This window comes from Williamsia sp. MIQD14 (genome assembly GCF_051025635.1).
Lineage (GTDB): Bacteria > Actinomycetota > Actinomycetes > Mycobacteriales > Mycobacteriaceae > Williamsia_A.
On record NZ_JBPFDG010000002.1, the window covers coordinates 734,188 to 759,591 of the forward strand.

25 protein-coding genes are annotated in these 25,404 nt (G+C 70.3%); 8 read left to right on the forward strand and 17 right to left on the reverse strand.

What is annotated here, in order from left to right; translation table 11 throughout:
* Positions 1 to 114: 114 nt before the first annotated feature.
* The 6 genes from ACQ7HM_RS10925 to ACQ7HM_RS10950 all read right to left on the reverse strand — a co-directional run bounded on the left by ACQ7HM_RS10925 (position 115) and on the right by ACQ7HM_RS10950 (position 5,443).
* Positions 115 to 915, reverse strand: coding sequence for a phosphatase PAP2 family protein (locus tag ACQ7HM_RS10925; RefSeq protein ID WP_434216406.1), 801 nt, complete (start codon positions 913 to 915; stop codon positions 115 to 117).
* A gap of 82 nt (positions 916 to 997) precedes the next feature.
* The gene (locus tag ACQ7HM_RS10930; protein ID WP_434216407.1) at positions 998 to 2,263 is read right to left on the reverse strand and encodes an MFS transporter; all 1,266 of its coding nucleotides are present in this window, start codon (positions 2,261 to 2,263) and stop codon (positions 998 to 1,000) included.
* A complete protein-coding gene (pdxH, locus tag ACQ7HM_RS10935) occupies positions 2,263 to 2,907 on the reverse strand; it encodes a pyridoxamine 5'-phosphate oxidase (RefSeq protein WP_434216408.1) in 645 nt (214 codons plus the stop codon). The genes ACQ7HM_RS10930 and pdxH overlap by 1 nt, the downstream gene beginning before the upstream one ends.
* Before the next feature lie 101 nt (positions 2,908 to 3,008).
* A complete protein-coding gene (locus tag ACQ7HM_RS10940; protein ID WP_434216282.1) occupies positions 3,009 to 3,494 on the reverse strand; it encodes a hypothetical protein in 486 nt (161 codons plus the stop codon).
* 45 nt (positions 3,495 to 3,539) lie between these two features.
* Entirely contained in the window at positions 3,540 to 3,788 is a 249-nt protein-coding gene (locus tag ACQ7HM_RS10945; protein WP_434216283.1) for a hypothetical protein, read from the reverse strand.
* Positions 3,785 to 5,443, reverse strand: a complete 1,659-nt coding sequence (locus ACQ7HM_RS10950; RefSeq protein ID WP_434216284.1) for a catalase — start codon at positions 5,441 to 5,443, stop codon at positions 3,785 to 3,787. The genes ACQ7HM_RS10945 and ACQ7HM_RS10950 overlap by 4 nt, the downstream gene beginning before the upstream one ends.
* Positions 5,444 to 5,594: 151 nt before the next feature.
* On the opposite strand from ACQ7HM_RS10950, the gene ACQ7HM_RS10955 reads away from it, so the two are divergent.
* Positions 5,595 to 6,752: a citrate synthase 2 gene (locus ACQ7HM_RS10955; RefSeq protein ID WP_434216285.1), complete on the forward strand. Its 1,158-nt coding sequence runs from the start codon at positions 5,595 to 5,597 to the stop codon at positions 6,750 to 6,752.
* Between the two features lie 13 nt (positions 6,753 to 6,765).
* Here ACQ7HM_RS10955 and ACQ7HM_RS10960 read toward each other — a convergent pair whose 3' ends face one another.
* The 4 genes from ACQ7HM_RS10960 to ACQ7HM_RS10975 are packed head-to-tail and all read right to left on the reverse strand — an operon-like array spanning position 6,766 to position 11,175.
* Positions 6,766 to 7,956 (reverse strand): class I SAM-dependent methyltransferase, encoded by a 1,191-nt coding sequence (locus ACQ7HM_RS10960; protein ID WP_434216286.1) that lies wholly within the window; start codon positions 7,954 to 7,956, stop codon positions 6,766 to 6,768.
* A gap of 12 nt (positions 7,957 to 7,968) precedes the next feature.
* Positions 7,969 to 9,597 carry an ABC transporter permease gene (locus ACQ7HM_RS10965; protein ID WP_434216287.1) on the reverse strand — a complete coding sequence of 543 codons (1,629 nt, stop codon included), beginning with the start codon at positions 9,595 to 9,597 and terminating at the stop codon, positions 7,969 to 7,971.
* Entirely contained in the window at positions 9,584 to 10,546 is a 963-nt protein-coding gene (locus ACQ7HM_RS10970; RefSeq protein WP_434216288.1) for an ABC transporter ATP-binding protein, read from the reverse strand. Before ACQ7HM_RS10970 ends, ACQ7HM_RS10965 begins: the two co-directional genes overlap by 14 nt.
* Positions 10,543 to 11,175, reverse strand: a complete 633-nt coding sequence (locus tag ACQ7HM_RS10975) for a TetR family transcriptional regulator (protein WP_434216289.1) — start codon at positions 11,173 to 11,175, stop codon at positions 10,543 to 10,545. The genes ACQ7HM_RS10970 and ACQ7HM_RS10975 overlap by 4 nt, the downstream gene beginning before the upstream one ends.
* Before the next feature lie 160 nt (positions 11,176 to 11,335).
* Here ACQ7HM_RS10975 and serC point away from each other — a divergent pair, with 160 nt between their 5' ends.
* From serC to ACQ7HM_RS10990, 3 genes are all read left to right on the forward strand, one after another.
* Complete coding sequence (serC, locus tag ACQ7HM_RS10980) at positions 11,336 to 12,469, forward strand: phosphoserine transaminase (RefSeq protein WP_434216290.1); 1,134 nt, start codon at positions 11,336 to 11,338, stop codon at positions 12,467 to 12,469.
* A gap of 356 nt (positions 12,470 to 12,825) precedes the next feature.
* Positions 12,826 to 13,878, forward strand: coding sequence for a septation protein SepH (gene sepH, locus ACQ7HM_RS10985; protein WP_434216291.1), 1,053 nt, complete (start codon positions 12,826 to 12,828; stop codon positions 13,876 to 13,878).
* Positions 13,879 to 13,914: 36 nt separating this feature from the next.
* Positions 13,915 to 14,697: a DUF6928 family protein gene (locus ACQ7HM_RS10990; protein ID WP_434216292.1), complete on the forward strand. Its 783-nt coding sequence runs from the start codon at positions 13,915 to 13,917 to the stop codon at positions 14,695 to 14,697.
* Here ACQ7HM_RS10990 and ACQ7HM_RS10995 read toward each other — a convergent pair whose 3' ends face one another.
* Complete coding sequence (locus tag ACQ7HM_RS10995; RefSeq protein WP_434216293.1) at positions 14,698 to 14,973, reverse strand: DUF2537 domain-containing protein; 276 nt, start codon at positions 14,971 to 14,973, stop codon at positions 14,698 to 14,700.
* A gap of 80 nt (positions 14,974 to 15,053) precedes the next feature.
* On the opposite strand from ACQ7HM_RS10995, the gene ACQ7HM_RS11000 reads away from it, so the two are divergent.
* Entirely contained in the window at positions 15,054 to 16,469 is a 1,416-nt protein-coding gene (locus tag ACQ7HM_RS11000; RefSeq protein ID WP_434216294.1) for a phytoene desaturase family protein, read from the forward strand.
* 55 nt (positions 16,470 to 16,524) lie between these two features.
* On the opposite strand, the gene ACQ7HM_RS11005 is transcribed toward ACQ7HM_RS11000, so the two are convergent.
* Positions 16,525 to 17,355 carry a TrmH family RNA methyltransferase gene (locus ACQ7HM_RS11005; RefSeq protein WP_434216295.1) on the reverse strand — a complete coding sequence of 277 codons (831 nt, stop codon included), beginning with the start codon at positions 17,353 to 17,355 and terminating at the stop codon, positions 16,525 to 16,527.
* A gap of 71 nt (positions 17,356 to 17,426) precedes the next feature.
* Positions 17,427 to 18,674, reverse strand: coding sequence for an MFS transporter (locus tag ACQ7HM_RS11010; RefSeq protein WP_434216296.1), 1,248 nt, complete (start codon positions 18,672 to 18,674; stop codon positions 17,427 to 17,429).
* Positions 18,675 to 18,741: 67 nt separating this feature from the next.
* On the opposite strand from ACQ7HM_RS11010, the gene ACQ7HM_RS11015 reads away from it, so the two are divergent.
* Positions 18,742 to 19,965: a GNAT family N-acetyltransferase gene (locus ACQ7HM_RS11015; protein WP_434216297.1), complete on the forward strand. Its 1,224-nt coding sequence runs from the start codon at positions 18,742 to 18,744 to the stop codon at positions 19,963 to 19,965.
* Between the two features lie 27 nt (positions 19,966 to 19,992).
* Here ACQ7HM_RS11015 and ACQ7HM_RS11020 read toward each other — a convergent pair whose 3' ends face one another.
* Positions 19,993 to 21,252 (reverse strand): MFS transporter, encoded by a 1,260-nt coding sequence (locus tag ACQ7HM_RS11020; protein ID WP_434216409.1) that lies wholly within the window; start codon positions 21,250 to 21,252, stop codon positions 19,993 to 19,995.
* Between the two features lie 183 nt (positions 21,253 to 21,435).
* Here ACQ7HM_RS11020 and ACQ7HM_RS11025 point away from each other — a divergent pair, with 183 nt between their 5' ends.
* Entirely contained in the window at positions 21,436 to 22,407 is a 972-nt protein-coding gene (locus ACQ7HM_RS11025; RefSeq protein WP_434216298.1) for an IS481 family transposase, read from the forward strand.
* Positions 22,408 to 22,431: 24 nt separating this feature from the next.
* On the opposite strand, the gene ACQ7HM_RS11030 is transcribed toward ACQ7HM_RS11025, so the two are convergent.
* Positions 22,432 to 22,863, reverse strand: a complete 432-nt coding sequence (locus ACQ7HM_RS11030) for a MarR family winged helix-turn-helix transcriptional regulator (protein ID WP_045824141.1) — start codon at positions 22,861 to 22,863, stop codon at positions 22,432 to 22,434.
* A 106-nt stretch (positions 22,864 to 22,969) separates the two neighbouring features.
* On the reverse strand, positions 22,970 to 24,409 hold the full coding sequence (locus tag ACQ7HM_RS11035; RefSeq protein WP_434216410.1) for an NCS2 family permease: 1,440 nt from the start codon (positions 24,407 to 24,409) through the stop codon (positions 22,970 to 22,972).
* A 163-nt stretch (positions 24,410 to 24,572) separates the two neighbouring features.
* On the opposite strand from ACQ7HM_RS11035, the gene ACQ7HM_RS11040 reads away from it, so the two are divergent.
* Positions 24,573 to 24,830, forward strand: a complete 258-nt coding sequence (locus ACQ7HM_RS11040; protein ID WP_434216299.1) for a DUF2530 domain-containing protein — start codon at positions 24,573 to 24,575, stop codon at positions 24,828 to 24,830.
* On the opposite strand, the gene ACQ7HM_RS11045 is transcribed toward ACQ7HM_RS11040, so the two are convergent.
* Positions 24,823 to 25,404, reverse strand: a complete 582-nt coding sequence (locus ACQ7HM_RS11045) for a phosphatase PAP2 family protein (RefSeq protein ID WP_434216300.1) — start codon at positions 25,402 to 25,404, stop codon at positions 24,823 to 24,825. The genes ACQ7HM_RS11040 and ACQ7HM_RS11045 overlap by 8 nt on opposite strands.

The window sequence follows — 25,404 nt, forward strand, 5'->3', positions numbered from 1 at the left end:
CATTGATATGACGGAATGCATAGTAAGCCACGGCAGCCCTGACGATGGCCACAGTTGGTGACGAGCGACACACCTCGGTGGGGCGGTGCGGACGATGCGACGGGTGGACCGCGATCAGCGGTCGGCGACCCACCGGGGTTGCGGCACAGACGTTCCCGTGAGCGGAGTCGCGCGCCGCGCACGCGAGCCGATACCCGCGGTCAGCAGTGCGAAGACACCCGCGGCGACCACACCGATCGCGGCCAGCACCAGGTGGCCGGTGTACACGGCCCACACGAGGGGGCCGACCGCGGCGAGCACGCCGGTCAGCGCGGCGATCGGCGGCCGCACCCCCGAGCGCGTCGAATCGGGTACCAGGAGCATCGCGGCACCCACCATGAGCAGCGACCCCACGATGTCGCTGGGTCGGTGGGCACCGACCTCCATGAGTCCCTGGCCGACGACGGTGGTCCACATGGCGCCGACCACCGCGATGACCGGGGCCACCACCCGTGGCGCCGCGCGGATCGCCGCGGCGACACAGCCGGCGGCGGCCGCGGTGTGCCCGCTGGGGAAGGTGTTGAACGCGGCGCGGGCGATGTCCATCAGCTCCGGCCGGGGGAGGATCTCGGTCCGCAGCATCCGCGCGACGACGACACCGAGCGCGGGCAGCACGAGCAGCGCGATGATGCTGCCCCGACGCCGCGCGAGGAGACCGAGGACGATCACGGCGACCGCGGCCAGAAGCCACAGCCGCGGGTCGGTCACCCGTTGGAAACCGACGCGATGCAGGAGGTCACGCCACGTGTCGGCGCCGTACATCGACTCGTAGATGCGCTGGTCGACCCGCTGACCCGCCGTCGTCCACACGGTCACGAGATAGACGACCGCCATCGCGGCCAGCAGCACCACGCTGCCGCCGATGCGACCGGTCATCTCCTTCACGCAGGCAAGGGTACCGACGCGGCCGGCATACCCGTCGGTTCAGCGGCTCGAGCAGATCAGTGGCTCGGGCGAATCAGTGGACGAGGCGGTACCGGACGAACGCGGGCACGGCGAGTGCCGCGACCACCGTGAACACGATGACCGCGATACCGCCGCCGGCGGTGGTCACCGCCACGCCGGCGGTCGCGGCCACCCCGCCGTGCGCGACGTCGGCGATGCGCGGACCTCCGGCCACGACGACGGTGAACACACCCTGCAGACGCCCGCGCACGTCGTCGTTGGCCGCCGACTGCAGCATCGACTGCCGGAACGCCGCCGACGCCATGTCGGCCGCGCCGCCGATCATGAGCAGCGCCACCGCGATGGGCAGCATCGGCAACGTCGCTCCCCCGGCGAACGCCACCACCACTCCGAGCCCGGCGATGGACGCACCCCAGATGACGATGCACACGATCACCGCGAGGCCCTGCCGCTGTACCCGCGACACCCACCCCGAGAACACGCCACCGACGACAGCGCCCGCCCCGATCGCGGCGAACAGCAACGCGAAGGCGAGGCCACCGCCGTCGGGGCCGCCGAAGTTCTCGTGCGCCATCTGCGGGAACAGTGCCCGCGGCATACCGAACACCATCGCGATGAGATCGACGACGAACGACATCATCAACACCTTGTGCCCACGCAGGTACACGAATCCGTCGATGACCGACCGCAGTCCGGCCACGCGCGGGGCGTCGTCGCTGCGTTCGGGTGTCAGCGACGGCAACCGGATGACCGCCCACAACGTGGCGAACAGGAAGATCGTGTCGACGAGGTAGAGCGTCGAGTACCCCAGCTTGGGGATGAGCGCGCCGCCGATGACGGGTCCGGCGATGGCGCCGGCCTGCATCACCGTCATGTTGAGCGAGTTCGCGGCGGGCAGGTCCTTGATGTCGACGATCTTGGGCAGGATCGCCGACTTGGTCGGCTGGTTGACCGCGAAGAAGCCCTGCTGGACGGCGAACAGCGACAGGATGACCCACACGTTGTCGATACCCGCAGCGGCCTGCAGCCAGAACAGGGCGCTGCAACCGATGAGGCCGATCGTGGTGATGATCAGCAGCAGGCGACGGTCGACGATGTCGGCCACGGCGCCGCCCCACAGCCCGAACACGACCAGCGGGACGAGACCGAACAGGCCGGCCAGTCCGACGTACGCCGAACTGCCGGTGATGAAGAAGATCTGTGCGGGCACCACCACGACGGTGAGCTGGGCACCGATGACGGTGACGATGTTCGCCGACCAGAGTCGGCGGAAGTGGGGACTGCGCAGCGGCGCGGTGTCGGCGAGCAGACCCGCCATCAGGGTTGCAGCCTGCGGGCGTCCCACCGGCCCGTGGCCGGGTCGCGCAGCGCGCGGACCCGGTCGTGCAGCCGGTCGGCGCCGCCCTGCCAGAACTCGACGGTCGTCGGCTCGATGCGGTACCCACCCCAGTTCTCGGGCAGCGGCACCGGCTCGTCGCCCTCGAAGCGGTCGGCCACCGCGCGCGCCTGGGCCTCGAGGTCCGCGCGCGACGCGATGGGGTGCGACTGCGTCGAGGCGTGGGCGCCGAGTTGCGATCCGCGCGGGCGACTGTCCCAGTAGGCCTGTGTCTCCGCACGCGCGATCTGCACCACCGGGCCGCGGAAGTGGACCTGACGTTCCATCGCGATCCACGGGAACGTCGCCGAGGCAACGGGTTCGGCGGCCAGGTGCCTGCCCTTGTCGGAATCGTGATTGGTGTAGAACACGATTCCGCGGTCGTCGACCGCCTTGCACAGCACCGTGCGGGTCGCGGGCACGCCGTCGGCGTCGACGGTCGCGACCACCATCGCGTTGGGTTCGGGGATCGATCGGGCGACGCCGTCGGCCAGCCACCGCTCGAACAGGTCGAGCCACAGCGGGTCGCCGGTCAACGACTCCGGACCCAGTCCCCCGCCCCCGGCCGAGCCGTAGCCGACGCGCATATCGGACACGTTCACTGCCTCACCATCCACGCGGGACGACGCTACTCCCGACGTCGGACGGTCACCTCCGCACGGCGTCGATCACGCGGGGCCGGGCGCGTTCAGCGCCGCCCGACGAGGGTCGACGCAGCACACAGTGCACCCCACATCGCGGCGAATCCCGCGATCTTGGGCGCGCGGGTGCCGGTGAGGCCGGCACCGAACACGACGGCGTCACCGAGGTCGGAGGCGACCCGCACACCGATCGCCGCGGTCAACGGGGCTCCCGGGGGCGCGGCCACCATCGCCACGCCACCGGCGAGATCGCGGACGGCGATCCCCCGGATGAGGGTCGCGACCGACCGGGGCACGGCGGTTCCCGGCGCGAAACCGCACGGTCGGGCGAGCAATGAGGGCCGGACGAGCAGCGCCGCGCTGTAGGCGGCCGTGATCGCGCCGAGCACGCGGGGCCCGACCGGCGCCGCCTGCGAGGCCGCACCCGCGGCCACCGCCGCCGTCATGGGCAGCGGAGGCGTGGGACCGGACGCGGCCGGGACGGACGGGACGGACGGATCGGGGGTGTCGGACGGGTTCGGGGTGGTGGACATGATGACGCCTTTCGTCGGGGATGATGGGTGCGGGGGCCTGCCACGTCAGCCGCCGAGCGTGGCCACGCGACTGTCGAGTTGTGCCGCCAGGATGCGGAGTCGGTCGTCACCGGGCAGGTCAGCGTGCCCGAGCGCGTCGGTGATCTCGCGTGCGGTGGCAACCACCAGCGCCGACGGGTCGTCGGCGACGGCATCGGCCGACACCACCGAGACCACGCCCTCCTCCAGGATCAGATGAGCGTCGCGGGCGTCGCTGGTGAGCAGCGCGCGGACGTCCTCGGCCGACACGGTCACGATGCGACCTCCACGTGCTCGTCGGGAACGCAGTGGGTCATGACGAGGCCCTCCACGTCGCGCGGGCCGTTCTTGCCCAGGTTCACTCGCCGCTGCTCCTCGGCGTCCGACAGTGACTGCGTCGCGAGCGGTTCGAGGTGCCGGACGTCGTCGGGCGACACACCCAGCCCCTGGCCCACCCGGATTCCGAGCTCGTCGTCGGCCATGAGCAGATGCCACACCATCCGCTGCTGCACCTGAGCGGTCGCCTCGGAGATGTTGGCCACCAGGTTGCCCACCAGATCGTCTTTCTCCCACTGCTCGAGGAGCTGATACCGCTGCCCCGCCTGGGTGTAGTCGTCGGTGCGGTCGATACGTGACCGCGTCAGGCGGCCGTGGACCGGTGGGCCCTGATCGTCACCGTGGGGTGCCCGTGCCTCCCGCAGACCACCGGTGGTCGACGGCTCGTAGTTCACGTGCGGGTCGTTCCCCACCGCATCGACCCGGTACTGCATCGGGCCGCCCTGCTGGTTGGTCGCCACCGAGGCGTTCTTCGGCTGGTTGACCGGCAGCTGGAGATAGTTGGGGCCCACGCGGTACCGCTGGGTGTCGGAGTAGGAGAACGTGCGACCCACGAGCATCTTGTCGTCGGAGAAGTCCAGACCGTCGACCAGCACGCCGGTGCCGAACGCGATCTGCTCGTTCTCGGCGAAGTGGTGGGCGACGTTGGACGTCAACGTCATCCGCCCCACGAGCCTCGGCGGGAAATCGTTCTCGGGCCACACCTTGGTGTCGTCGAGGGGGTCGAAGTCCAGTTCGTCGTGGTCGTCGTCGCTCATGATCTGCACCAGCAGATCCCACTGCGGGAACTCACCGGCCTCGATGCGGTCGTGGAGGTCCCTGCTCGCGTGTCCGAGGTCGCGGGCCTGGATCGCCGCGGCGTCGACCTCGGTCAGACTCGCGACGCCCACCGTCGGCATCCAGTGGTACTTGACCAGGTGGGTGTGGCCGTCGGCGTTCACCCATCGGTAGGTGTTGACGCCGAACCCCTGCATCGTGCGGTAGTTCGCGGGGATCCCCCGCGGCGAGAACAGGTTGACCAGCATGTGCGTCGCCTCGGGGGTCTGCGACATGAAGTCGAAGATGCGGGCCGGTTCCTGCCGGAATGTCACGGGATCGGGTTTGAGTGCGTGGATGACGTCGGGGAACTTCATCGCGTCGCGGATGAAGAAGACCCCGAGGTTGTTGCCCACCAGATCCCAGTTGCCGTCCTCGGTGTAGAACTTCACCGCGAAACCCCGGGGGTCACGCGCCGACTCGGAGCTGTCGCGCCCACCGATGACGGTCGAGAACCGGACGGCGACGTCGGTGCGGGTGCCCTCCTCGGCGAACAGCCGCGCCCGGGTGTACTGCGCGATGGGCTCGTCGCCCCACTTCCCGGTCGCCTCGAAGTGGCCGTAGGCGACGGCGCCCCGAGCGTGCACGACCCGCTCGGGGATGCGTTCCCGGTCGAAATGGCTGATCTTCTCCAGGAAGTGGTAGTTCTCCAGGGTCGCGGGACCCCGAGGGCCGACGGTGCGTTGGTTCTGGTTGTCGTACACGGGGTGGCCCTGCCGCGTGGTGAGGACCGCCCTGTCGTCGTCGGGGGCCGGTCCCTGCGCTGTCGGGTCTGTCATGGTCGCTCCTGTGTCGATGGCGTTCGCTGTTGTCGTCGACGTACCCACCTGCGTGCCGGTCGAACCCTGTGGGCTGACTCGGTGTGTGCGGATGTGGGCACTAGAGTTCTCACCGTCAGCAGTGCGAACGGGCGACGAAGGAGTCGACTTGATGGCAGAGAGCTCACCGACCCCCTCGGACACCGCACACGTGCCCGACGACCTCGTCCCCGACGGTTTTGTTCCGGGATTGGAAGGTGTCACCGCCTTCACCACCGAGATCGCCGAGCCGGACAAGGCCGGCGGCAACCTCCGGTACCGCGGCGTCGACATCGAGGACCTCGTGGAGAACCGGGTCACGTTCGGTGACGTGTGGGCCCTGCTGGTCGACGGTCGCTTCGGTGACGGCCTGCCCCCGGCCGAACCGTTCCCGCTGCCCATCCACACCGGCGACGTCCGCGTCGACGTGCAGGCCGCGCTGGCGATGCTCGCCCCGATCTGGGGGTATCAGCCGCTGCTCGACATCGACGACGCCACCGCCCGCGACAACCTCGCCCGGGCGTCGGTGATGGCGCTGTCGTACGTGGCGCAGTCGGCGCGCGGCATCCACCAGCCCGCCGTACCGCAGGCGCAGGTCGACGAATGCGACACCGTCACTGCACGTTTCATGACGCGCTGGCGCGGTGAGCCCGATCCGGCGCACATCCGGGCGATCGACGCCTACTGGGTCAGCGCCGCCGAACACGGCATGAACGCCTCCACCTTCACCGCCCGCGTGATCGCCTCCACCGGCGCCGATGTCGCCGCGTCGCTGTCGGGAGCGGTCGGCGCGATGAGCGGACCGCTGCACGGTGGCGCCCCGGCGCGGGTGCTGCCGATGATCACCGAGGTCGAACAGTCCGACGACGCCCGCGGGCTCGTCAAGGGCATCCTCGACCGCAAGGAGAAGCTGATGGGCTTCGGGCACCGGGTCTACCGGGCCGAGGACCCACGGGCCCGGGTGTTGCGCCGCACCGCGAAGGAACTCGGCGTACCCCGCTTCGAGGTCGCCGCGGCACTCGAGCAGGCGGCGCTGACCGAGCTGCGCGAACGGCGTCCCGACCGGGCCATCGAGACCAACGTCGAGTTCTGGGCCGCGGTGATCCTCGACTTCGCCGAGGTGCCGCCGCACATGATGCCCGCCATGTTCACCTGCGGGCGGACCGCGGGATGGTGCGCCCACATCATGGAACAGAAGCGCCTGGGCAAGCTGGTCCGGCCGGCCGCGATCTACACCGGACCCGGGCCGCGACGCCCCGAGGACGTCGACGGTTGGGGCGAGATCGCCTGACCCCCGGGCGTTCTCAGCCGCGGGCGAGCGGTTCGACGAGGAAGGCGCGGCCCGCACCGGCGACCCGGGTCAGCACGATCAGCGCCGAGCGGCTTCCGGTGAGTCGGAGCTTGGCGATGAGATCCTCCGGGACCACCTGCACGCCACGCTTCTTCACCGTCAGCGTGCCGACGTCGAGATCCTGTAGGGCCGTGCGCAACTGCTTGGTCCGGTAGGGCAGCTCGTCGAGGACGAGATATCCCCGCGCGAACGGGGTGTCGGCCGGGTCGTCGGTGGTGATGTAGGCGATGTGCCGGTCGGGGAGCCACCCGTCGATCTGTTCGGCGAGATCGGCGACGAGGCCGGCGCGGATCACGGCGTCGTCGGGTTCGAAGAGGTACCGCCCCACCGGACCCGCCTCGTCGGTGTCGGCGTCGGAGCCGGTAGGGCCGCCGCCGCTCATCGAGACCCCTGCCGGCAGCAGGGTCGCACTGCGCCGCCCGGCGTCGTCGTGGTCGAATCCTGCTCCCCAGAGGCAACATTCGACGAGCTTGCCCCGTTCGGAGACCCACTCGGCGCGCACTCCGTCGCCGATGTCGTCATGGGCGATACCGGGCATCACCTTGGCGACCGCGCGCCCTGCGAGCCGCTGCGCCACGAGATCCCATGGCGGCGTGAGGCCGTCGAGACGGAACACCCGGCCCCGTGCGGTGCGCCGCGCGGGATCGAAGAACGCGACCTCCCCGTCGGCGACCGGCGCGGTGGTGGCGTCCCCGACCTCGACGGTGCCCGGCACGCCGAGGGCGGCGAGATTGGCCCGGGCGATCTCGACGCGGACCGGGTCGATGTCGACACCCCGCACCGCGAGACCCGCTCGGGCGAATGCGAGGAGATCCGAGCCGATGCCGCAGCCGAGATCGACCACCGCATCGGCGCCGAGTGACCGCAGCGTCTGGGCGCGATGCGTCGCGACCGAGGCGCGGGTGGCCTGCTCGAGGGCGTCGTGGGTGAAGTACATGCGTGCGGCGTCGTCGCCGAACTTGGTTCTCGCGAGCCCACGAAGGTGGTTCTGGGTGACGGCGGCGGCCACGAAGTCGCCGTCGTGCACGGTGCGCAGCCGGCTGCCCAGCGCGTGATCGGATTCGACGCCGGCGCGCTCGGCGATCTCGGCCAGCAACGCCTGGCCGGGCTCGGTCAGCAGTCGGCGAAACGTCTCGACATCCACGACCGCATCGTGTCACCCGCCTCCTGCGCCGACGATGTCGCGCCGACCGAACCCCCACCAGCCGAGGCCGAGCAGCGCCGCGGCGACCACGAGGCTCACGATCGGCGCGGTGAGTCCGACGTGGCCCGGCGTCATCCCCGACACGTGGGTGTGGGGTGCGAGATCACGCACCCAGGAGGGCAGGGAGAACAGTTCGCCGAACTGGGCGAGCAGCATGTCCCCCAGAACAGCGGCCCATCCCGCCGCCACGAAACGTGGCCGGCAGCCGTACGCGGCGACACCGACCGCGACGACGAGCAGCGTTCCGGGGATCTGCACGGCCCCGGCACCCAGGACGGTCCCGATGTCGGGCACCGCCGACGTCCCGGCGCCGGCGGCGTGGGCCACCGCGACGGCGACCGAGGCCGCGACGATCACGGCGACCGACGCCCCGAGAGCAGCGGCGGCGGTGCTGAGGAACAGCCGCGACCGCGACGTCGCCGTGGCCAGGATCTGCTCGGTGCGCCCCGCTGTCTCGTCGGCACGGGCCCGGACGACCACCGCGACACCCGCGAGACCGGCGATCACACCGACGAACCCGAGCACCGCGGTCATGACCGCCTCCGCGAGCGCGCCACCGCCCCCGAGGTCGCGGACGATGTCGGTGACGCCACCACTCGAGGGCACCAGATCACCCACCGACGACAGCAGGAAGCCCAGCAGCAGGCAGTAGGCCGCGGTCGCCGACACCCACGGCGCGATCGTCGGTGCCGACACCCGCGCCTCCAGCGCACCGGCACCGCGCAGTCGTCGGGATCCCGCGGGCCCGGCTCGACGCACCAGCAGGCCCTCGCCGAGATCGCGACGACGCGCGACGGCCGCCGCCACCGCGACCCCGACGACGCCGACCGTCACCCCGGCGACCACCGGCAGCACACGGCGTTGCCCGAACGGGTCGATCAGCTCGACCCACCCGACGGGCGACACCCATCGCAGCCAGGTGAACCCGTCGACGAGATCACCGACGCCCCGCAACACGTAGCCACCGGCCAGCACGGTCACGGCGGCGACGCCCGCCGCGCGTGCGGTGGCGAAGACCTGATCGGCGATCGCGGCCACCCCGACGGCGGCGGCGGTGACCGTCACGTAGCCGACGCCCACCATCACCGCCGATGCGGCCGACGCACCGACGACTGCTGTCGCACAGGCAGTCACGATGCCGAGGGCCACACCCACGGTCGTCGCGACCGCCGCGGCGACGAGCATCGGAGCCGTCGGTGCGACGGCACCGGCGCGCACGAGTTCGCCGCGGCCCGCATCCTCCTCGGCGCGAGAGTTCCGGATGACGGTGAGGGCGACCAGGATCCCGGCGACGAGCGCCAGGAACAGCCCGACCCGCCACGTCGTGATCGCGGCGGCGGAGGTGTCGCCGCCCAGCGGACCGAGTAGCAGCCGGAACGCGGGATTGTCCGCGGCACCCGAGCGCAACGCCTCGCGGGCGGCGGCGTCGGGATACAGCGACGCCATGGCCGCACCCGTGACCCCGACCAGCACCGGCAGCGCGACGACGGCCAGGGGTGTGCGGACCCGCTCCCGCCGTGCCGCGAAACCGGTCAGCAACCCGACCCCCGCGGTCGGCCGGCGCAGGTCAGTGGACGTCACGGTGGGGCTCGTCCCGGTGGGGAGTGTCACGGTCGGTGCCGTAGTAGCCCAGGAACAGTTCCTCCAGCGAGGGCGGCGCGATCTGCAGCGACCGGACCCCGCGGGTGCCGAGTTCGACCAGCAGCGCCGACAGTCCCGCCGGAGCGACCGACAGCGTCACCGCGGTGGCGTCGGTGTCGGTGGTCGGTGGCGTCGTCTCGAGGTCCGCGACATCCGGAAGCCCGGCCAGCCCGTCGGTCGACCCGACCACCTCGGCGGTCACCCGTGTGCGGGTGAGATGACGCATCTGCGTGAGCGTCCCGCTCTCCACGGTGCGCCCGGACCGGATGATGGTCACGGTGTCGCAGAGTCGTTCGACCTCGCCGAGGATGTGGCTCGACAGGAGCACCGAGGTGCCCGCGTCGGCCGCCTCGCGCACACAGCGCCCGAACACGTCCTCCATGAGCGGATCGAGACCCGAGGTGGGTTCGTCGAGGATCAACAGGTCGGCGCGGGAGGCTAACGCGGCGACGAGCACGACCTTCTGGCGGTTGCCCTTCGAATACGTCGCCACACGTTTCGTGGGATCGAGATCGAAGCGCTCGATCATCGCCGCGCGATCGGCCGGTCGCGGTGTCGCCCCCCGCAGCGCGAGCAGTGCGTCGATGCATTCGCCACCGGTCAGCTGCGGCCAGAGGGCGACATCGCCGGGGACATAGGCGATCCGGCGATGGATGGCCACGGCGTCGCGCACGGGATCACCCCCGAGGACGCCGACCGACCCGGCGTCGCGCCGACAGGTCCCGAGCAGCACCCGGATGGTGGTCGATTTCCCGGCGCCGTTCGGTCCGAGAAAGCCTGCGACGGAACCCTTCTCGACGGTGAGATCGAGCCCGTCGAGTACCTGGCTGCGTCCGAACCGCTTGCGCAGGCCGGACACGGCCACCACGGCCTCGCGCGATGCGGTCACCGCTCTGCCCTCCGGTGGGCGAGGACGGCCTCGAACATCGAGGTGTCGGTGAGGACGCCGTGGGTGGCGTATTCGGCGGCGGGCACCATCGTGCGCTGCACGTGGTCGCGCACGATGGCCGCGCTGTCGGCGTGATCGGCGGGTGGGTGCACGGTGAGGTCGACGAGCATCGCGCCGAGCGACTGTGCCACCAGGTGGTGCGCACGGGCGGCCTCGTCGACCGACGGCCGGATGACACCTCCGGCGACACCGATCCGCATCGACTCCTGCGTGTCGGCGACGAGGCGGGCGATGAAGGACCGCGCGAACTCGCCACCGTCGGCGACGCTGCGCACCAAGTACATCAGGGAGGGTCCGGCGTCGGCGAGGCCCGCGAGCTGGTCGCCGACGGCCGTGGCACCGCGTTCGGCATCGGCGAGGGCGGCGCGGTTGCGCTCACGGGTGACGTCGGCGACGTGCGCGTCGCACTCGGCGCGCAGCCCCTCCTTCGACCCGAAGTGGTGGATGACCAGTCCCGGGCTGACCCCGGCCTCCTCGGCGATCGTCCGCACCGACGCGACGAACCCGTCGCGGGCCCAGACGGCGATCGCGGCGTCACGCACCCGCGCGCGGGCGGTCAGATCACTCACGTCGGTTCCCTCCCCTACTGCACTCGACCCATCGTGGCTGAACAACCGTTCAACATACTAAACAGTTGTTCAGTCGGGGGCAAGGGTGTGCGGGTCCCGGTGGTGTCGACGGGCCGTATGCGCCGTCGTCGACCACGGCTGCGGCAACTACGATCGCCCCATGAGCGATTCCGCGATCACCATCCCCGCCGACCTCCTCCCCGCCGACGGCCGCTTCGGATGCGGCCCGTCGAAGGTCCGCCCCGAGCAGCTGCAGTCGCTCGTCGACACCGGCGCATCGGTGTTCGGCACGAGCCATCGGCAGGCGCCGGTCAAGAACGTCGTCGGCGCGATCCGCGACGGGCTGCACACCTTCTTCTCGCTGCCCGACGGGTACGAGGTGGTCCTCTCCAACGGCGGGTCGACCGCGTTCTGGGACGCCGCGTCCTTCGGCCTCATCGAGCGCAAGTCGTTGCACCTCACCTACGGCGAGTTCTCGTCGAAGTTCGCCAGTGTCGCGAAGAAGGCGCCGTTCCTCGACGACCCGACGGTGATCTCCACCGACCCGGGCACCGCCCCGGACCCGGCCGACATCACCGCCGAGCAGGCCGGCGACGTCGACCTCATCGGCTGGGCCCACAACGAGACCTCGACCGGTGTCGCGGTGCCGGTCTCGCGCCCGTCGGCGGCCGGTGACGCGCTGGTCGTGATCGACGCGACGTCGGGTGCCGGCGGCCTGCCGGTGAACGCGGCCGACGCCGACGTCTACTACTTCGCGCCGCAGAAGAGCTTCGCCTCCGACGGCGGCATCTGGCTGGCACTGATGAGCCCGGCCGCACTCGAGCGGATCGCGTCGATCGAGGCCTCGGGCCGCTGGTGCCCCGACTTCCTGTCGCTGCCGACCGCGGTCGACAACAGCTCGAAGAACCAGACCTACAACACCCCCGCGGTCGGGTCGTTGCTGCTGCTGGCCAACCAGCTCGAGTGGATGAACGGCCAGGGCGGCCTCGACTGGGCCACGAAGCGCACCGCCGACAGTTCGTCGCGTCTCTACGAGTGGGCCGAGGCCAGCGAGTTCGCGACGCCGTTCGCCGCGCCGGAGCACCGCAGCCAGGTGGTCGGCACCATCGACTTCGACGACTCGGTCGATGCCGCGGCCGTCGCCAAGACCCTGCGCGCCAACGGTGTCGTCGACACCGAGCCCTACCGCAAGCTCGGTCGCAACCAGCTGCGCATCGGCATGTTCCCGGCCATCGAGCCCGACGACATCACCGCGCTCACCCGCTGCATCGACCACGTGGTCGCCGCGCTCTGACCCTGTCTGCCGCCACCCCGCCAGTTGGGCCGTCGTTCGCGCCAGGTGGGCCGACATTCGCGCCAGGTGGGCCGTCGTTCGCGCCAGGTGGGCCGACGTTCGTATCGAGTGGGCTCCGGTGCCCCACCGATACGAACAACGGCCCAACCAACGCAAACGAGGGCCCAACTGGTGGGGGTGGGCGTGACGCAAGTGGCCCGTGGGACAATCGAGACAGCCCTGCTGAGCTGGTGTTTCCCGGTGTGTCATCGACCCGACACGCCGTCGCTGCACTAGGGTCGGGTGAACAGTCGCTCGGATGAACATCGGTCACGACAGATCGGTTACACCCGCTCTCACTCGAGGAGGAGGGGCAGATGCGTGAACTGCGTGTCATCGGTCTGGACACCGACGGTGGGTCGGTGATCTGTCAGGATCCCGACTCCGGCGAGAAGTTCCATCTCCCCGCCGACGACCGACTGCGCGCCGCGGCACGCGGCGACATCTCCCGACTCGGACAGATCGAGATCGAGATGGAGTCCACCCTGCGACCGCGCGAGATCCAGGCCCGCATCCGGGCCGGTGCCAGCGTCGCCCAGGTCGCCGCCGCGGCCGGGGTGACGCCCGAGAAGGTCTCCCGATTCGCCCACCCGGTGCTCCTCGAACGGTCACGTGCCGCCGAACTGGCCTCGTCCTCGCACCCCATCCGCATCGACGGACCGGCCCTGTCGACACTGGCCGAGGTCGTCGCGTCGGCACTCGGCGCCCGGGGCCACAACCCCGAGGACACCGACTGGGACGCCTGGAAGAGCGAGGACGGTCGCTGGATCGTCCAGGTCAGCTGGCGGGTCGGACGGTCGGAGAACCACGCCCACTGGCGATACCAGCCCGGTTCGGGTGGTGGCATCACCGAGCCGCTCGACGAGACCGCCGACGAGATCACCGACCCCGACCTGAGCCGTCCGCTGCGGGGACTGACCTCCGTCGTCTCCCTCGCCGCGGCCGGTGAGCACTACACCGTCGGTGCCGACGACCTCATCGGTCGCCAACGTGCGCGGGTCGTCGCGTCCGACACCCCCGAACCACACCAGCCCACGCTCATCGACCACCACGCCGATGTGGTCGACGATCTCGACGACGACGTCGAGCCCGACGAGGTACCGGTGGCCGAGATCGACCGTGCCACCGAGATCGACCGTGCCACCGAGATCGACAGGGAGACAAGGGCCGAGCCGACGCCGGCCGCGACCTCGGAGACCGCGGCGTCCGAGACGGTGCCCGCGCCTGCCGCAGATCCGCTCGACATGCGTAGCGGCACACCCACATCGGACGAGGCGCCGACCCCTCGTCGACGCAAGGCCGCACGCAAACCCTCGGTTCCGGCGTGGGAAGATGTCCTCCTCGGAGTCCGTAGCAATGGGCACCAGTAACGGGTTGGGGCGTCAGTGACCGAAGGAGTGCCTGTCGTGGCGACGACATCGATGCTCTGGTTGATCGACAGCGATGACCCGATCGCCGATCTGCGGCTCGGCGTGGTCAACGACCACGTCACCGCGGAGACCCTGGCGCGCACCGTCGTCGGCGACTCGGTCCTCGTCCCGCGGGGCGAGACCACCCTCGATCGTGTGGCGTCGGGCGCCGAGGACGAGATCGGCGTCGGCGTGTACGGACGTCTCGCGGTGATCGCGGGTCCCCGCCTCGCCGCGACCCGGCCGTCGGAGTTGCCCGGAGAACTCGTGACCGCCCGCCCCACCGCGCACGCCTACCTCGTCCACACCGACACCGAGGCCGCGTACGGCGTGTTCGCACAGTGGGATTCCGGACGCCTGCGCCGCTCCTTCGCCGCCGACCCGGTCGACATCGTCGAGAACGAGGGACTGCCCTTCCTCTTCGAGGGCCCCTTCTGGGCCGGCGAGCATCCGCTGCAGTACGTCGACGGCGTGGCCCACGATCCCCAGGCCCTGCCGTTCCACCCGGTCGAGTTCGCCGCCTGCGCCGCGCACACCTGGTTGGGGCTGCGTCTCGACGCGGGCCGTGGGTCACCGGAGAACGCCGGGGCCGACTTCCCCATCTCGCGTCTTCCCGTGTCGCGCTTCGCGATCCGCCCCGCAGGTCACCAGCCGACCGACGCCGACCACACCCCGGCGACATCGGCCCCGCACACCGCCGACTCGGGCGCCCGGCCCGTCGAGGACGACGCGCCACCGGTGGTCAAGGTGGCGCGATGGTTCGGCTTCGGCAAGCGCTGATCACCGTGTCGCGGCGTACGCGACCGCGACCACCAGACCGACGGCGAGGCCGATGAGCGCACCGCCGCCCATCCATCGCAGCACCGGGCGTTCCCGCCACACCCACGCCGAGGGGCCGATGCCCCCGCACACGACGACGACGGCGAACACGCCCAGCAGGCGGCCCGTCTCGGCGACGACGCTGTAGACACCGAGGACCGCCCCGGTCACGACGATCGCCGAGACCGCGGCCAGCGTGAGCCCCAGTGCCCAGGGCGTCGGCTCGGCGGACGACATGAGTCATTGTCTCCCCTGCCCGTGCGAGTCGGTAGCGTCGAACCCATGGGTCGGAAGGTCGTGTCGCAGGTCGTCCCCCGATGACGACCGCCGTGGTGGTGGGGTCGGGTTCGAACGGGCTCGCCGGCGCCGTCCACCTCGCCCGGTCGGGTGTCGCGGTGACGGTGCTCGAGGCCGCCGACACCATCGGTGGCGGTACGCGTTCGGGCGAGCTGACGCTGCCCGGGCTCACCCACGACCACTGCTCGGCGTTCCATCCGCTCGGTGTCGGGTCACCGTTCCTGTCGGGTCTCGACCTGGCCCGCTACGGACTGCACTGGGATCACGCTCCGATCGATTGCGCGCACCCCCTCGACGACGGCACCGCGGCGCTGCTCCACCGGTCCATCGACGCCACGGCCGACGGACTCGGCCGCGACGGCTCGCGCTGGCGCGCGCTGGTCGGACCCCTGGCCGCGCGGTTCGACGACCTCGCCGCCGAGGTGATGCAACCGATCGTGCACCTGCCGCGACACCTGCTCGCGTTGGCCGCGCTCGGTCCCCGCGCACTGCCGCCGGCGACGATCACCGCGCGCCTGTTCGCGACACCGCAGGGACGCGCCGCGTTCGCCGGTGCCGCCGCGCACGCCTACACCCGCCTCGACCGACCGCTGACGTCCGCGGTCGGGTTGATGCTCGCCGCGTCGGGGCACCGTTTCGGCTGGCCGGTCGCGCGGGGCGGCTCGGCCGCGATCACCTCCGCACTCGCAGCGATGCTCGTCGACCTGGGCGGGGCCGTCGAGACCGGACACCGGGTGACCGACACCGCCGACCTGCCGCCGGCCGACATCGTGCTCCTCGACACCTCGCCGCAGGTGGCCGCCGACATCTACGGCGACCTCCTCCCCCGTCGCGTGCACCGCGCCTATCGCCGGTTCCGCCGCGCGCCGGGGGCGTTCAAGGTCGATTACGCGATCGAGGGCCCCGTGCCGTGGACCGCTCCAGGCGTCGCGTCGGCGGGCACCGTCCACGTGTGCGGCGACGCCGACGAGGTGTTCGCCGCCGAGAGACTCGTGGCGCGAGGGGTGATGCCGGACCGGCCGTTCCTCATCGTGGGACAGCAGTACGTCGCCGACCCGTCGCGCGCACACGGCGACCTGAACCCTCTCTACGCCTACGCCCATGTGCCGCACGGGTTCTCCGGCGACGCGACGGAGGCGATCACAGCACAGATCGAGCGGTTCGCGCCCGGGTTCTCCTCGCGCATCCGGGCCACCTCGGTGACCACCACCGCCGACTTCGCCTCCGGCAACCCGAACTACGCGGGCGGCGACGTGATCGGCGGCTCCAACGGCGGGCTGCAGGTGCTGCTCCGGCCGCGCCCGGCGATCGATCCCTACGCCACGGGCATCGACGGGGTGTACCTGTGTTCGGCGTCGACCCCGCCGGGCGCCGGCGCCCACGGGATGGGCGGCTACAACGCGGCGTCGTCCGCGCTGCGGCACCTTCGCCGCTGACCGGTTCTGTGTACTCGCGGAACCCACCTGGGCTTGTCGTCGCGAGAACCACCCATCATCGGGCGACGCGGGCGTAGAACGAGATCGCCGCCGCCGTGGCCACGTTGAGCGAATCGGTGCCGCGGGCCATCGGGATCCGCGCCCGTACATCGCCGGCCCGCATCGCCGTCTCCGAGAGTCCCGGTCCCTCGGCGCCCACCATGAACGCGACCCTGTCGGCGCCGACGGCGTCGGCGAGCGGCACCGCATCGGCGTCGGGTGTCAACGACACCACCGTGAACCCGCGGTCGCGGAGGTCGTGGAGGTCGCCGGGCCAGTTCTCCGCAGCCGCGAACGGTACGAGGAGTGCGTGACCCATCGAGACACGGACGGCTCGGCGGTAGAGGGGGTCGGCGCACCCGCGACCGAAGACGACCGCGTCGACCGCGAGTCCGGCGGCGTTGCGGAAGATACTGCCGATGTTCTCGTGGTCGTTGACGCCCTCGAGCACGACGACGGTGCGCGCATCGGCGACGACGTCGTCGACGGTGAGACGGTCGGGTCGGCGCGCGACCCCGAGCACGCCGCGGTTGAGGTGGAACCCGACGATCTCGGCCATCACCTCGGCGCTCGCGCGGTAGAACGGCAGACCGTCGACCGTCGGGAGCGCGAGATCGTCGGCGAGCTCGCCGAGGCGTTTGTCGACGCCGAGGAACGCGTGCGGGGTGAACCGCGAGGCGATCATCCGCTGCACCACCAGCACGCCCTCGGCGACGACGAGTCCCCGACCGGGACGACCGCCGGGCAACACGGGGAGGTCGGGGCGCCGGTCGACGGAGTTCAGGTCACGGAAGTCGTCGACGCGGGGATCGTCGGGGTCGACGATGTCGATGACGTCTACAGGCATGGGCCCATCCAACCCGACGGGTTCCGCGCGGCCCGGCGCACGGTCAGACGGGGACGATCAGGCGGGGACGATCAGGCGGAGGCGTCCGCCGTCGCCGGTGTCGTGCGCGCGGCCTCGACACGCCGTTCGTGGACCAGGAGGAGCGCGGCGGCGGCGACGAGCCCGATCACCACGGCGGCGAACGTGATGCCTGCGGTCTTCACCCCGACCGCGCGGGAGAGGAACCCCTCGGCGACGACGGGCAGGCTGATGGCGATATAGGTGATCACGAAGTAGGCCGAGGTCACCGCGGCCTTCTCGTCGGCCGGGGCGCCGGTGGCGATGCCCTGGAGGCCGCGCGCGAACGCGATGCCCTGCCCGAATCCGCCGACGATCCCGGCGACGGCGAGCAGTTCCCACCGTCCGACCACGAGGGTGACGATGAGGACCGCCATACCGGCGATCATCGCGACGATCGCGAGGATGTCGGCGACCTCGCGGGCGAGTGCGCGGCCGGAGAGCTGGCCGAGCAGTGATCCCGCCATCACCGACACCGTCAGCAGCGCCGCGCCGATGGCCGAGTGCACGCCGACGATCGTGGACGAGATGGTGGGTGCGAGGGCGGTGAACAGGCCCATCACCGCGAACCCTGCGAACCCGAGCAGGGCGGCGCGCAGGAAGAACGCGCGGATGTCCTCGGGCACCCGCACCGGCATGAGTCCGAGCGAACGTTCACGGTGGCGACCGCGGGTCTCGGGGACGGCCGCGATGATCGCGAGTGCGACGGCCATCAGACCCAGGTGGACCCAGTAGGTGGTGTGCAGGGGCGCCGGAGCCCACGTGATCAGCATCGATGCGACGACCGGTCCGAGACCGAGCCCACCGATCGTGGCCAGCGAGGCGATCACCGGCGCGCGTCCGGCCAGTCGTCCGCGGGCCATCTCGATGATCGACACCGACGCCGTCCCGACGAACACACCCGCCGACAGCCCCGACACCACCCGTGCGATCAGCAGGACGGTGGTGTCCCCGGCGAGGAGGAAGACCACGTCGCTGGCCGCCGAGAACCCGACGCCCAGCGCCAGGATCGGCCGGCGACCCAGCACATCCGACCAGGTCCCGAGCCCGATGAGCGCCGCGAGCACGCCGACCGCGTACATCGCGTAGACGATGGTCACCGTGAGCAGCGAGAACCCGAACTCGCGCTCGTAGGTGGAGTACAGCGGGGTCGGCATGGTGGTGCCGAGCATCACCGCGCCGAGTACGACGGCGAGCCCGGCTGTGGGCAGAAGGCGCATGCCCGCCCCCTCGTGCGACACGGATCCATTCGTCTGACTCATGACCAGAGTCAAGCGTGGATCGAGTCCCGATATTTCCGGGACCGCCGGATGTGAAAACGTAGAAGGTGTGACCGACACCGATCTGACCCTGCGGCGGGCCACCGACGCCGACTGGCCGGCGATCATCGCGGCCGACGCCCGCGCGTTCGCGTTCATCCACCCGCTCGACGCCGAGGCCGAGGCCGACATCCGCAGCAAGCTGCGCGACTCCGACGTGGTGGTGGTCTACGACGACTCGGGACCGCACGGATCGGTGCTCGCCGGTGTCGCCATGTTCTACCGGATGACCCTCACGCTGCCGGGCGGCACCCGTGCCGACCTGCCGGGCCTGTCGTGGGTGTCGGTGGCGGCCACGCATCGTCGCCGCGGCATCCTGCGCATGATGATCACCGAGCTCTTCGACCAGTGGGAGCGCGAGGAGAACGTCTTCTCGATCCTCACCGCCAGCGAGGCCACGATCTACGAACGGTTCGGCTACGGGCCCGCCTGCTTCGAGCAGAGCGCGACGATCGACCTGAACAAGGCCGAGCTACGGGACCCGCCGCCGTCGTACTCGCCCGTACGGTTCGCGACCGACGAGCAGGTCCGTGCGCTGGTGCCCGATCTGCACGACCGCTGGGCGTCGATGAACCCGGGCGCGATCGTGCGGTCACGGGTGTGGTGGAACATGATCTTCGCCGACCGGGAGATGTTGCGCGACGGCCGTTCTGCGCTGCACTACCTCGTGCATCCCGACGGCTACGCCAGCTACCGCATCAACCACGTCGACGGGACGTCACGGGCGGAGGTGTCGGAGTTCGTCGCGATCACCGACACCGCGCACACCGATCTGTGGCGAGTGCTGCTCGGCCTCGACCTGACGCCCACGGTCACCGCATCGATCCCGGTGGACGACCCGCTGCCGATGAAGTTGACGAACCTGCGCGCACCGACGGTGACGGCGATCTCGGACTCGATGTGGTTGCGCATCATCGACATAACCGCCGCACTCGAGGCACGGACCTACTCCGAGGACTTCGACGCGGTCCTCGAGATCACCGACACCTTCCGCGGCAACGGTGGCCGGTTCGCGATGTCGGTGCGCGACGGTCAGGCGACCGCGGCACCGACCGAGGAACCCGCGACGGTGCGCATGGACGTGTCGGTGTTGGGCAGCATCTACCTCGGCGGGTACCGCGCCACGGAGTTCGCCGCCGCCGACCGCCTCTGGGCCGCCGACCACACCACCCTCTGCGACCTCGATCAGGCCTTCCTCACCGACCGGAAACCGTTCTCCGGCACCTTCTTCTGACCCACCCCACCCCGTCGACCGGGCAGGTCAGACGGTGACGGGATCCTTGGTGTCGCCGGGGGTGAGGACGAGCTTGCCGTGGTCGACGTGGGGTCGGATGTGGCGGACGCGCATGAGCACCGCGATGCACCCGACGGTCGCGACGACACTGATCGCGCCGCCGAGGATCAACGGCGCACGGGGATCCGTCACCTGCGCGAGCCAGCCGAGCAGTGGGCTGCCGAGCGGGGTCCCGCCGAGGAAGCACAACATGTAGACACCCATCACGCGGCCGCGCATCGACGAGTCCACCGACAGCTGCACGATGTTCATCGCCGAGGTGCTGAAGGTGAGGACGGCCGCGCCGGTGGGCACGAGCATGACGGCGACCCACGCGAAGTTCGGCATCAGCCCCACGACGACCTCGAGGACACCGAACACGGTGGCGGCGGCGAGGAAGTGCCGCAGACGCGCCGGGTGGCGACGACGCGCGGCGAGGGTCGCACCGGCCAACGTCCCGACGGCGAGCATGGTCGAGAGGAAGCCGTACCCACCGGCAGAACCGGCAAAGGTGTTGGCCGTCAACAACGCCAGCGACAGCGGGAAGTTCATGCCGAACGTCGACACCATGAACACCGTGGCGAACACGACGACGAGGTGGGGTCGGGCTCGGACGTAGGCGATGCCGGCGCGCACCGACGACCGTCCGGTGGACCGTTCGCTGCGCAGCAGGTCGCCGGGGCGCATCAGCACCAACCCGATGAGCACGGCGACGAAGCTGACCACGTTGACGAGAAACACGGGGCCGGTACCGATCACGGTGATCAGTACGCCGGCGATGGCCGGGCCGATGATGCGCGCGAGGTTGAAGGTCATCGAGTTCAACGCGACCGCATTGGGCAGGTGTTCGGGACCGACCATCTCGACGGTGAACGACTGGCGGATCGGGGCGTCGATCGCCGAGATGCACCCGAGGATGAGCGACAGCGCATAGACCTGTCCGAGGGTGGCCATGCCGAGGGTGTCGGACACGCCGAGGAACAATGCGCAGAGCGCCATGCCGATCTGGGTGGCCATCAGCAGACGACGTTTGTCGAAGCGGTCGGCGAGCGCACCGGCCGGCATCGAGAGCACGGCGGTGGGCCCGAACTGCAGGGCCATGACGATGCCGACGGCGAGACCGCTGTTCCCGGACAAATGCAGGACCAACCAGTCCTGCGCGATCCGCTGCATCCAGGTGCCGACGAGCGACACGACCTGGCCACCGGCCCAGAGGCGATAGTTCCGTACCCCGAGGGACGAGAACATCAGGGGCAACGGCACCCGACCATGTTACCGCCGCTAAGAAGAGGGCAGATCAGGCAAACCCGGCTCGAGAACCCCGCGACTAGTTGTAGTGACCTGACACGTTGTTTACGGCGTGCCGTCTTGAAATGGGGAGGACCTCCTGACGGAGTGGATGTGTCTGGCATCTACCCGTAGGAGGTCCTCGTGTCCCACGCTAACGCCCGTACCACCGTATTCGCTCGCCGCCTGATGATCGAGCGTGTCGCTGCCGGCTGGCCACCAGCCCACGTCGCCGAGCAACTTGGGGTCTCGCGGGCCACGGTCTACAAATGGCTACGCCGCCACCGCGACAACGGCGAGGCGGGCCTGGCAGATCGATCCTCACGCCCGTTACGGACGCCGCGCCGCGCACCGGCCCGGATCGAACAACGGGTTCTTGCCGTGCGCCGCCGCCGTCGCCCCGGCGCGGTGGTCTTGGCCGCCGAACTCGGTCTGAATCCCTCGACGGTCGGCCGGATCCTGGCCCGCCACCACATGCCCCACCTGGCGGCGATCGACCCGATCACCGGTGAACCGGTACGTGCGTCGCGACGGAGCAACGTCCGCTACGAGCACCGCACCCCAGGCTCGATGGTCCACGTCGATGTCAAGAAACTCGGCCGCATCCCCACCGGAGGTGGGTGGCGACTACACGGACGTGACGCCGCGGTCTCAGTCGCCAACCGGCACAAACGAGTCCGCATCGGCTACGACTACATCCACACCGCCATCGACGACCACACCCGGCCTGCCTACAGCGAAGTCCTCCCCGACGAGAAAGACCTCACCAGCGCCGCGTTCCTGCAGCGGGCTCTGGAATGGTTCGCCGGCCACCGCATCCGGGTGCGACGGCTGCTGACCGACAACGCCATGGTCTACCGCCGCGGCAGCAACTGGGGCTGGGTCTGCACCGCCTGGGGACTCAAACGCCGCTTCATCAAACCCGGTTGCCCCTGGACCAACGGCAAAGCCGAACGCTTCAACCGCACCCTGCTCACCGAATGGGCCTACGCCCGCCCCTGGTCATCCAACCGCGCACGCACCACAGGCCTTGACCGATTCCTCCGCCGCTACAACACTCAACGAGGCCACTCCGCCCTCGGCGGACAACCACCCATCAGCCGGCTCGCCGCCTGACAACAACGTGTCAGGTCACTACAACTAGTCGCTGCTCGAGACCATCGTCGACATGATCTCGACGGCCTGACGGAGAACGGCCTGTTCCGAGCCGTCGAGCTTCTCGAGCTGACCGCGCAGCCACGCCTCGCGGGCGTTGGTCTCGTCGCGGACCACCTCGTTGCCGAGATCGGACAGCGTGACGATGATCTGACGTCCGTCGGTGGGGTGCGGGTCGCGCTTGACCATGCCGAGATCGGCGAGCGAGGCGATGACGCGGGTCATCGACGGCGGCTGGACGCGCTCCTGGGCGGCCATCGCGCCCGGCGTCATGGGGCCTTCGCGATCGAGGGTCGACAATGCCGACAGCTGCGTCAACGACACCGTGGAGGACTGCCGCCGCCCGCGCAGGTGCCGCGCCAGGCGCACAACCGCAAGAGCCAGATCGCTGGCCAGCTTGTCGTCTTTGGCATTCACGGGGTCAACAATAGGTCACGTCATACCCATTGCACGCCGAACTACCAATGTGACGCGCCAACTCCTATGAATGACCGCGCATCGGTCGTCGGTATGAAATCCGTGGTCAACGATCGATGAGTGTCTCGATGGGGCCCTTGGCGAAATACACCACGAACAGCACCGCGATGATCCACAACAGCGGGTGCACCGATCGCGCTTTCCCACGGGCGGCGGCAAGCACCACCCAGCTGATGAACCCGACGCCGATGCCGTTGGCGATCGAGTAGGTGAAGGGCATCACGACGACGGTGAGGAAGCACGGCAGCGCGTATTCGAACCGCGTCAGGTCGATCGACCGGATCTGGGCGATCATCAACGCGCCCACCACGACCAGCGCCGGGGCGGCGGCCTCGAGCGGGACGATCTGATACAGCGGCGTGAAGAACATCGCGACCAGGAACAGCAGCCCGGTGACGACGTTGGCCAGTCCGGTGCGCGCGCCCTCGGCGATACCCGACGCCGATTCGACGAACACCGTGTTCGACGACGCCGACGCGGTGCCGCCGGCGATGGCCCCGACACCCTCGACGACCAACGCGCGCCCCACGTTCGGCAGGTTGCCGTCGGCGTCGACGAGGCCCGCCTCCTTGCCCAGCCCGGTCATGGTGCCCATGGCGTCGAAGAAGTTCGACAGCACGAGGGTGAACACGAAGATCGACGCCGACAGCACGCCGATGCGGATGAACGCGCCGAAGATGTCGACGTCGCCGACGAGGCTGAGATCGGGGAGGTCACCGATGGTCCCGGGCCACGTTGGGATGTTCAGGCTCCATCCGCTGCGGCCGTTGCCCGAGGCGGGCAGGTCGGCGAAGGCCTGCACCACGACCGCGAGCAGGGTCGTCACGACGATGCCGATGAGCAGACCGCCGCGCACCTTGCGCACCACGAGCACACCCATCACGAGCACCCCGACCGCGAACACGAGCGTGGGCAGGGTGGTGATCGAGTTGCCGACCCCGAGGCCGACGGGGACGGTGGTGCCCGCGGCGTCGGGGGTGCGGGTGACGAAACCGGCGTCGACGAGGCCGATGAACGCGATGAAGCAGCCGATGCCTGCGGCGATGGCGGCCTTGAGTTCGGCAGGGATGGCCGCGAACACGCGACTGCGGAGTCCGGTGACCGCGAGCAGCACGATGATGATGCCGTCGATGACGACGAGGCCCATGGCCTCGGGCCAGGTGACGTCGGGCGCGATGCTCACCGCGAGCAGGCTGTTGATGCCCAGTCCGGTCGCGATGGCGAACGGGTAGTTGGCGATGACGCCGAAGGCGATCGACATGAGCCCGGCGACGAGCGCGGTCACCGCGGCGACGGCCGCAATCGGCAGCACGTTGCCCAACACGTCGGCGTTACGGTCACTGCCGGCGACGCCGCCGATGATGATCGGGTTGAGGACCACGATGTAGGCCATCGTGAAGAAGGTGACCAGTCCGCCGCGCATCTCCCGGGAGATCGTGGAGTTGCGTTCGGAGACATGGAAGAAGTGGTCGAGCCGATCATGCACGGCCCCGGACCTCCCGGGAACCGACCCCGGGGTGCCGGTGTTCTCGGGATCGGTCTTCTCGCTGGGGATGCGCGGCACGCCCGCCTCCTGGTGTGTCGAATTCTCGCGGTGTGGTGGCTCGTGGGGCTGTCCCTTGCCCGGAGCAGACCCTACGCTGGCACATATGACCGATGCGGGCGATGCGCAGGCCCTCCCCCAACCCCCGACGTGGCTGATGACGCCCGACAACGTCGTCTACGTCGGGATGGCCGCATGGCTCGTCGCGACCATCGTCATCGCTGCGACCGGCATCGGGTCCACGTCGACCCTGGTGAGCGCGATCATCGGGCTCGTTGTGGGTGTCTTCGGGACGACCGTCTTCACGGTGCAGCGGCGTGCGAGTCGCCGCGGCGACCGCGCGGCCCAGCGCGGCCTCAGCTGACGTCGCGGGCCGGCGCCGTCGTCCGACGCCGGGCACGCAGCGCTCGCGCGAGCGCACCGGCCAGCACCACCCAGATCGCCCCGATCACCCAGCCCGCCACCACATCGGTGGTCCAGTGCACGCCGAGGTAGACGCGGCTCGCACCGATGAGCAGTGACGCTGCCGGGGCGATCGCGAGGATCGCCGGGTGCGCACGCACCCGGGTCGAGGTCTGCCACGCCGCCACCCCGACCAGCCCGAGGACGACCGCCGACATCATGGCGTGCCCCGAGGGGAACGAGAAGGTGTCGATGGCGATCACCCGGAACCGCGGTTCGGGGCGCGGTCGGGCGATGAGGTGTTTGAGCGCCTGCATCAGCAGCCATCCCGAGGCCGACCCGATCAGGACGGTCAGCGCCCGGTCCCGGGAACCGATCCGCCACAGCACGATTGCCGCGACGACCGCGATCAGCGTCATGGCGGCGGTGTTGCCGACGGTGGTGATGACGCGGAAGACGTCGGTGAGCCACGCCGTCCGGTGGTCGGCGACCCACCGCGTGATGTCGTGATCGACGCCCGGTGTCGTCAAGGGCAT

Bases quoted from the DNA above. Each gene is read 5' to 3' on its own strand.
- ACQ7HM_RS11040 (WP_434216299.1), top strand. From the start codon at position 24,573: ATGACCGATGCGGGCGATGCGCAGGCCCTCCCCCAACCCCCGACGTGG.
- serC (WP_434216290.1), top strand. From the start codon at position 11,336: ATGAGCGATTCCGCGATCACCATCCCCGCCGACCTCCTCCCCGCCGAC.
- ACQ7HM_RS10940 (WP_434216282.1), bottom strand. From the start codon at position 3,494: ATGTCCACCACCCCGAACCCGTCCGACACCCCCGATCCGTCCGTCCCG.
- pdxH (WP_434216408.1), bottom strand. From the start codon at position 2,907: ATGCGCGTCGGCTACGGCTCGGCCGGGGGCGGGGGACTGGGTCCGGAG.
- ACQ7HM_RS11005 (WP_434216295.1), bottom strand. From the start codon at position 17,355: ATGCCTGTAGACGTCATCGACATCGTCGACCCCGACGATCCCCGCGTC.
- sepH (WP_434216291.1), top strand. From the start codon at position 12,826: ATGCGTGAACTGCGTGTCATCGGTCTGGACACCGACGGTGGGTCGGTG.
- ACQ7HM_RS11000 (WP_434216294.1), top strand. From the start codon at position 15,054: ATGACGACCGCCGTGGTGGTGGGGTCGGGTTCGAACGGGCTCGCCGGC.
- ACQ7HM_RS10955 (WP_434216285.1), top strand. From the start codon at position 5,595: ATGGCAGAGAGCTCACCGACCCCCTCGGACACCGCACACGTGCCCGAC.
- ACQ7HM_RS10930 (WP_434216407.1), bottom strand. From the start codon at position 2,263: ATGGCGGGTCTGCTCGCCGACACCGCGCCGCTGCGCAGTCCCCACTTC.
- ACQ7HM_RS10995 (WP_434216293.1), bottom strand. From the start codon at position 14,973: ATGTCGTCCGCCGAGCCGACGCCCTGGGCACTGGGGCTCACGCTGGCC.
- ACQ7HM_RS11010 (WP_434216296.1), bottom strand. From the start codon at position 18,674: ATGAGTCAGACGAATGGATCCGTGTCGCACGAGGGGGCGGGCATGCGC.
- ACQ7HM_RS11020 (WP_434216409.1), bottom strand. From the start codon at position 21,252: ATGTTCTCGTCCCTCGGGGTACGGAACTATCGCCTCTGGGCCGGTGGC.
- ACQ7HM_RS11045 (WP_434216300.1), bottom strand. From the start codon at position 25,404: ATGCCCTTGACGACACCGGGCGTCGATCACGACATCACGCGGTGGGTC.
- ACQ7HM_RS10925 (WP_434216406.1), bottom strand. From the start codon at position 915: ATGACCGGTCGCATCGGCGGCAGCGTGGTGCTGCTGGCCGCGATGGCG.
- ACQ7HM_RS10950 (WP_434216284.1), bottom strand. From the start codon at position 5,443: ATGACAGACCCGACAGCGCAGGGACCGGCCCCCGACGACGACAGGGCG.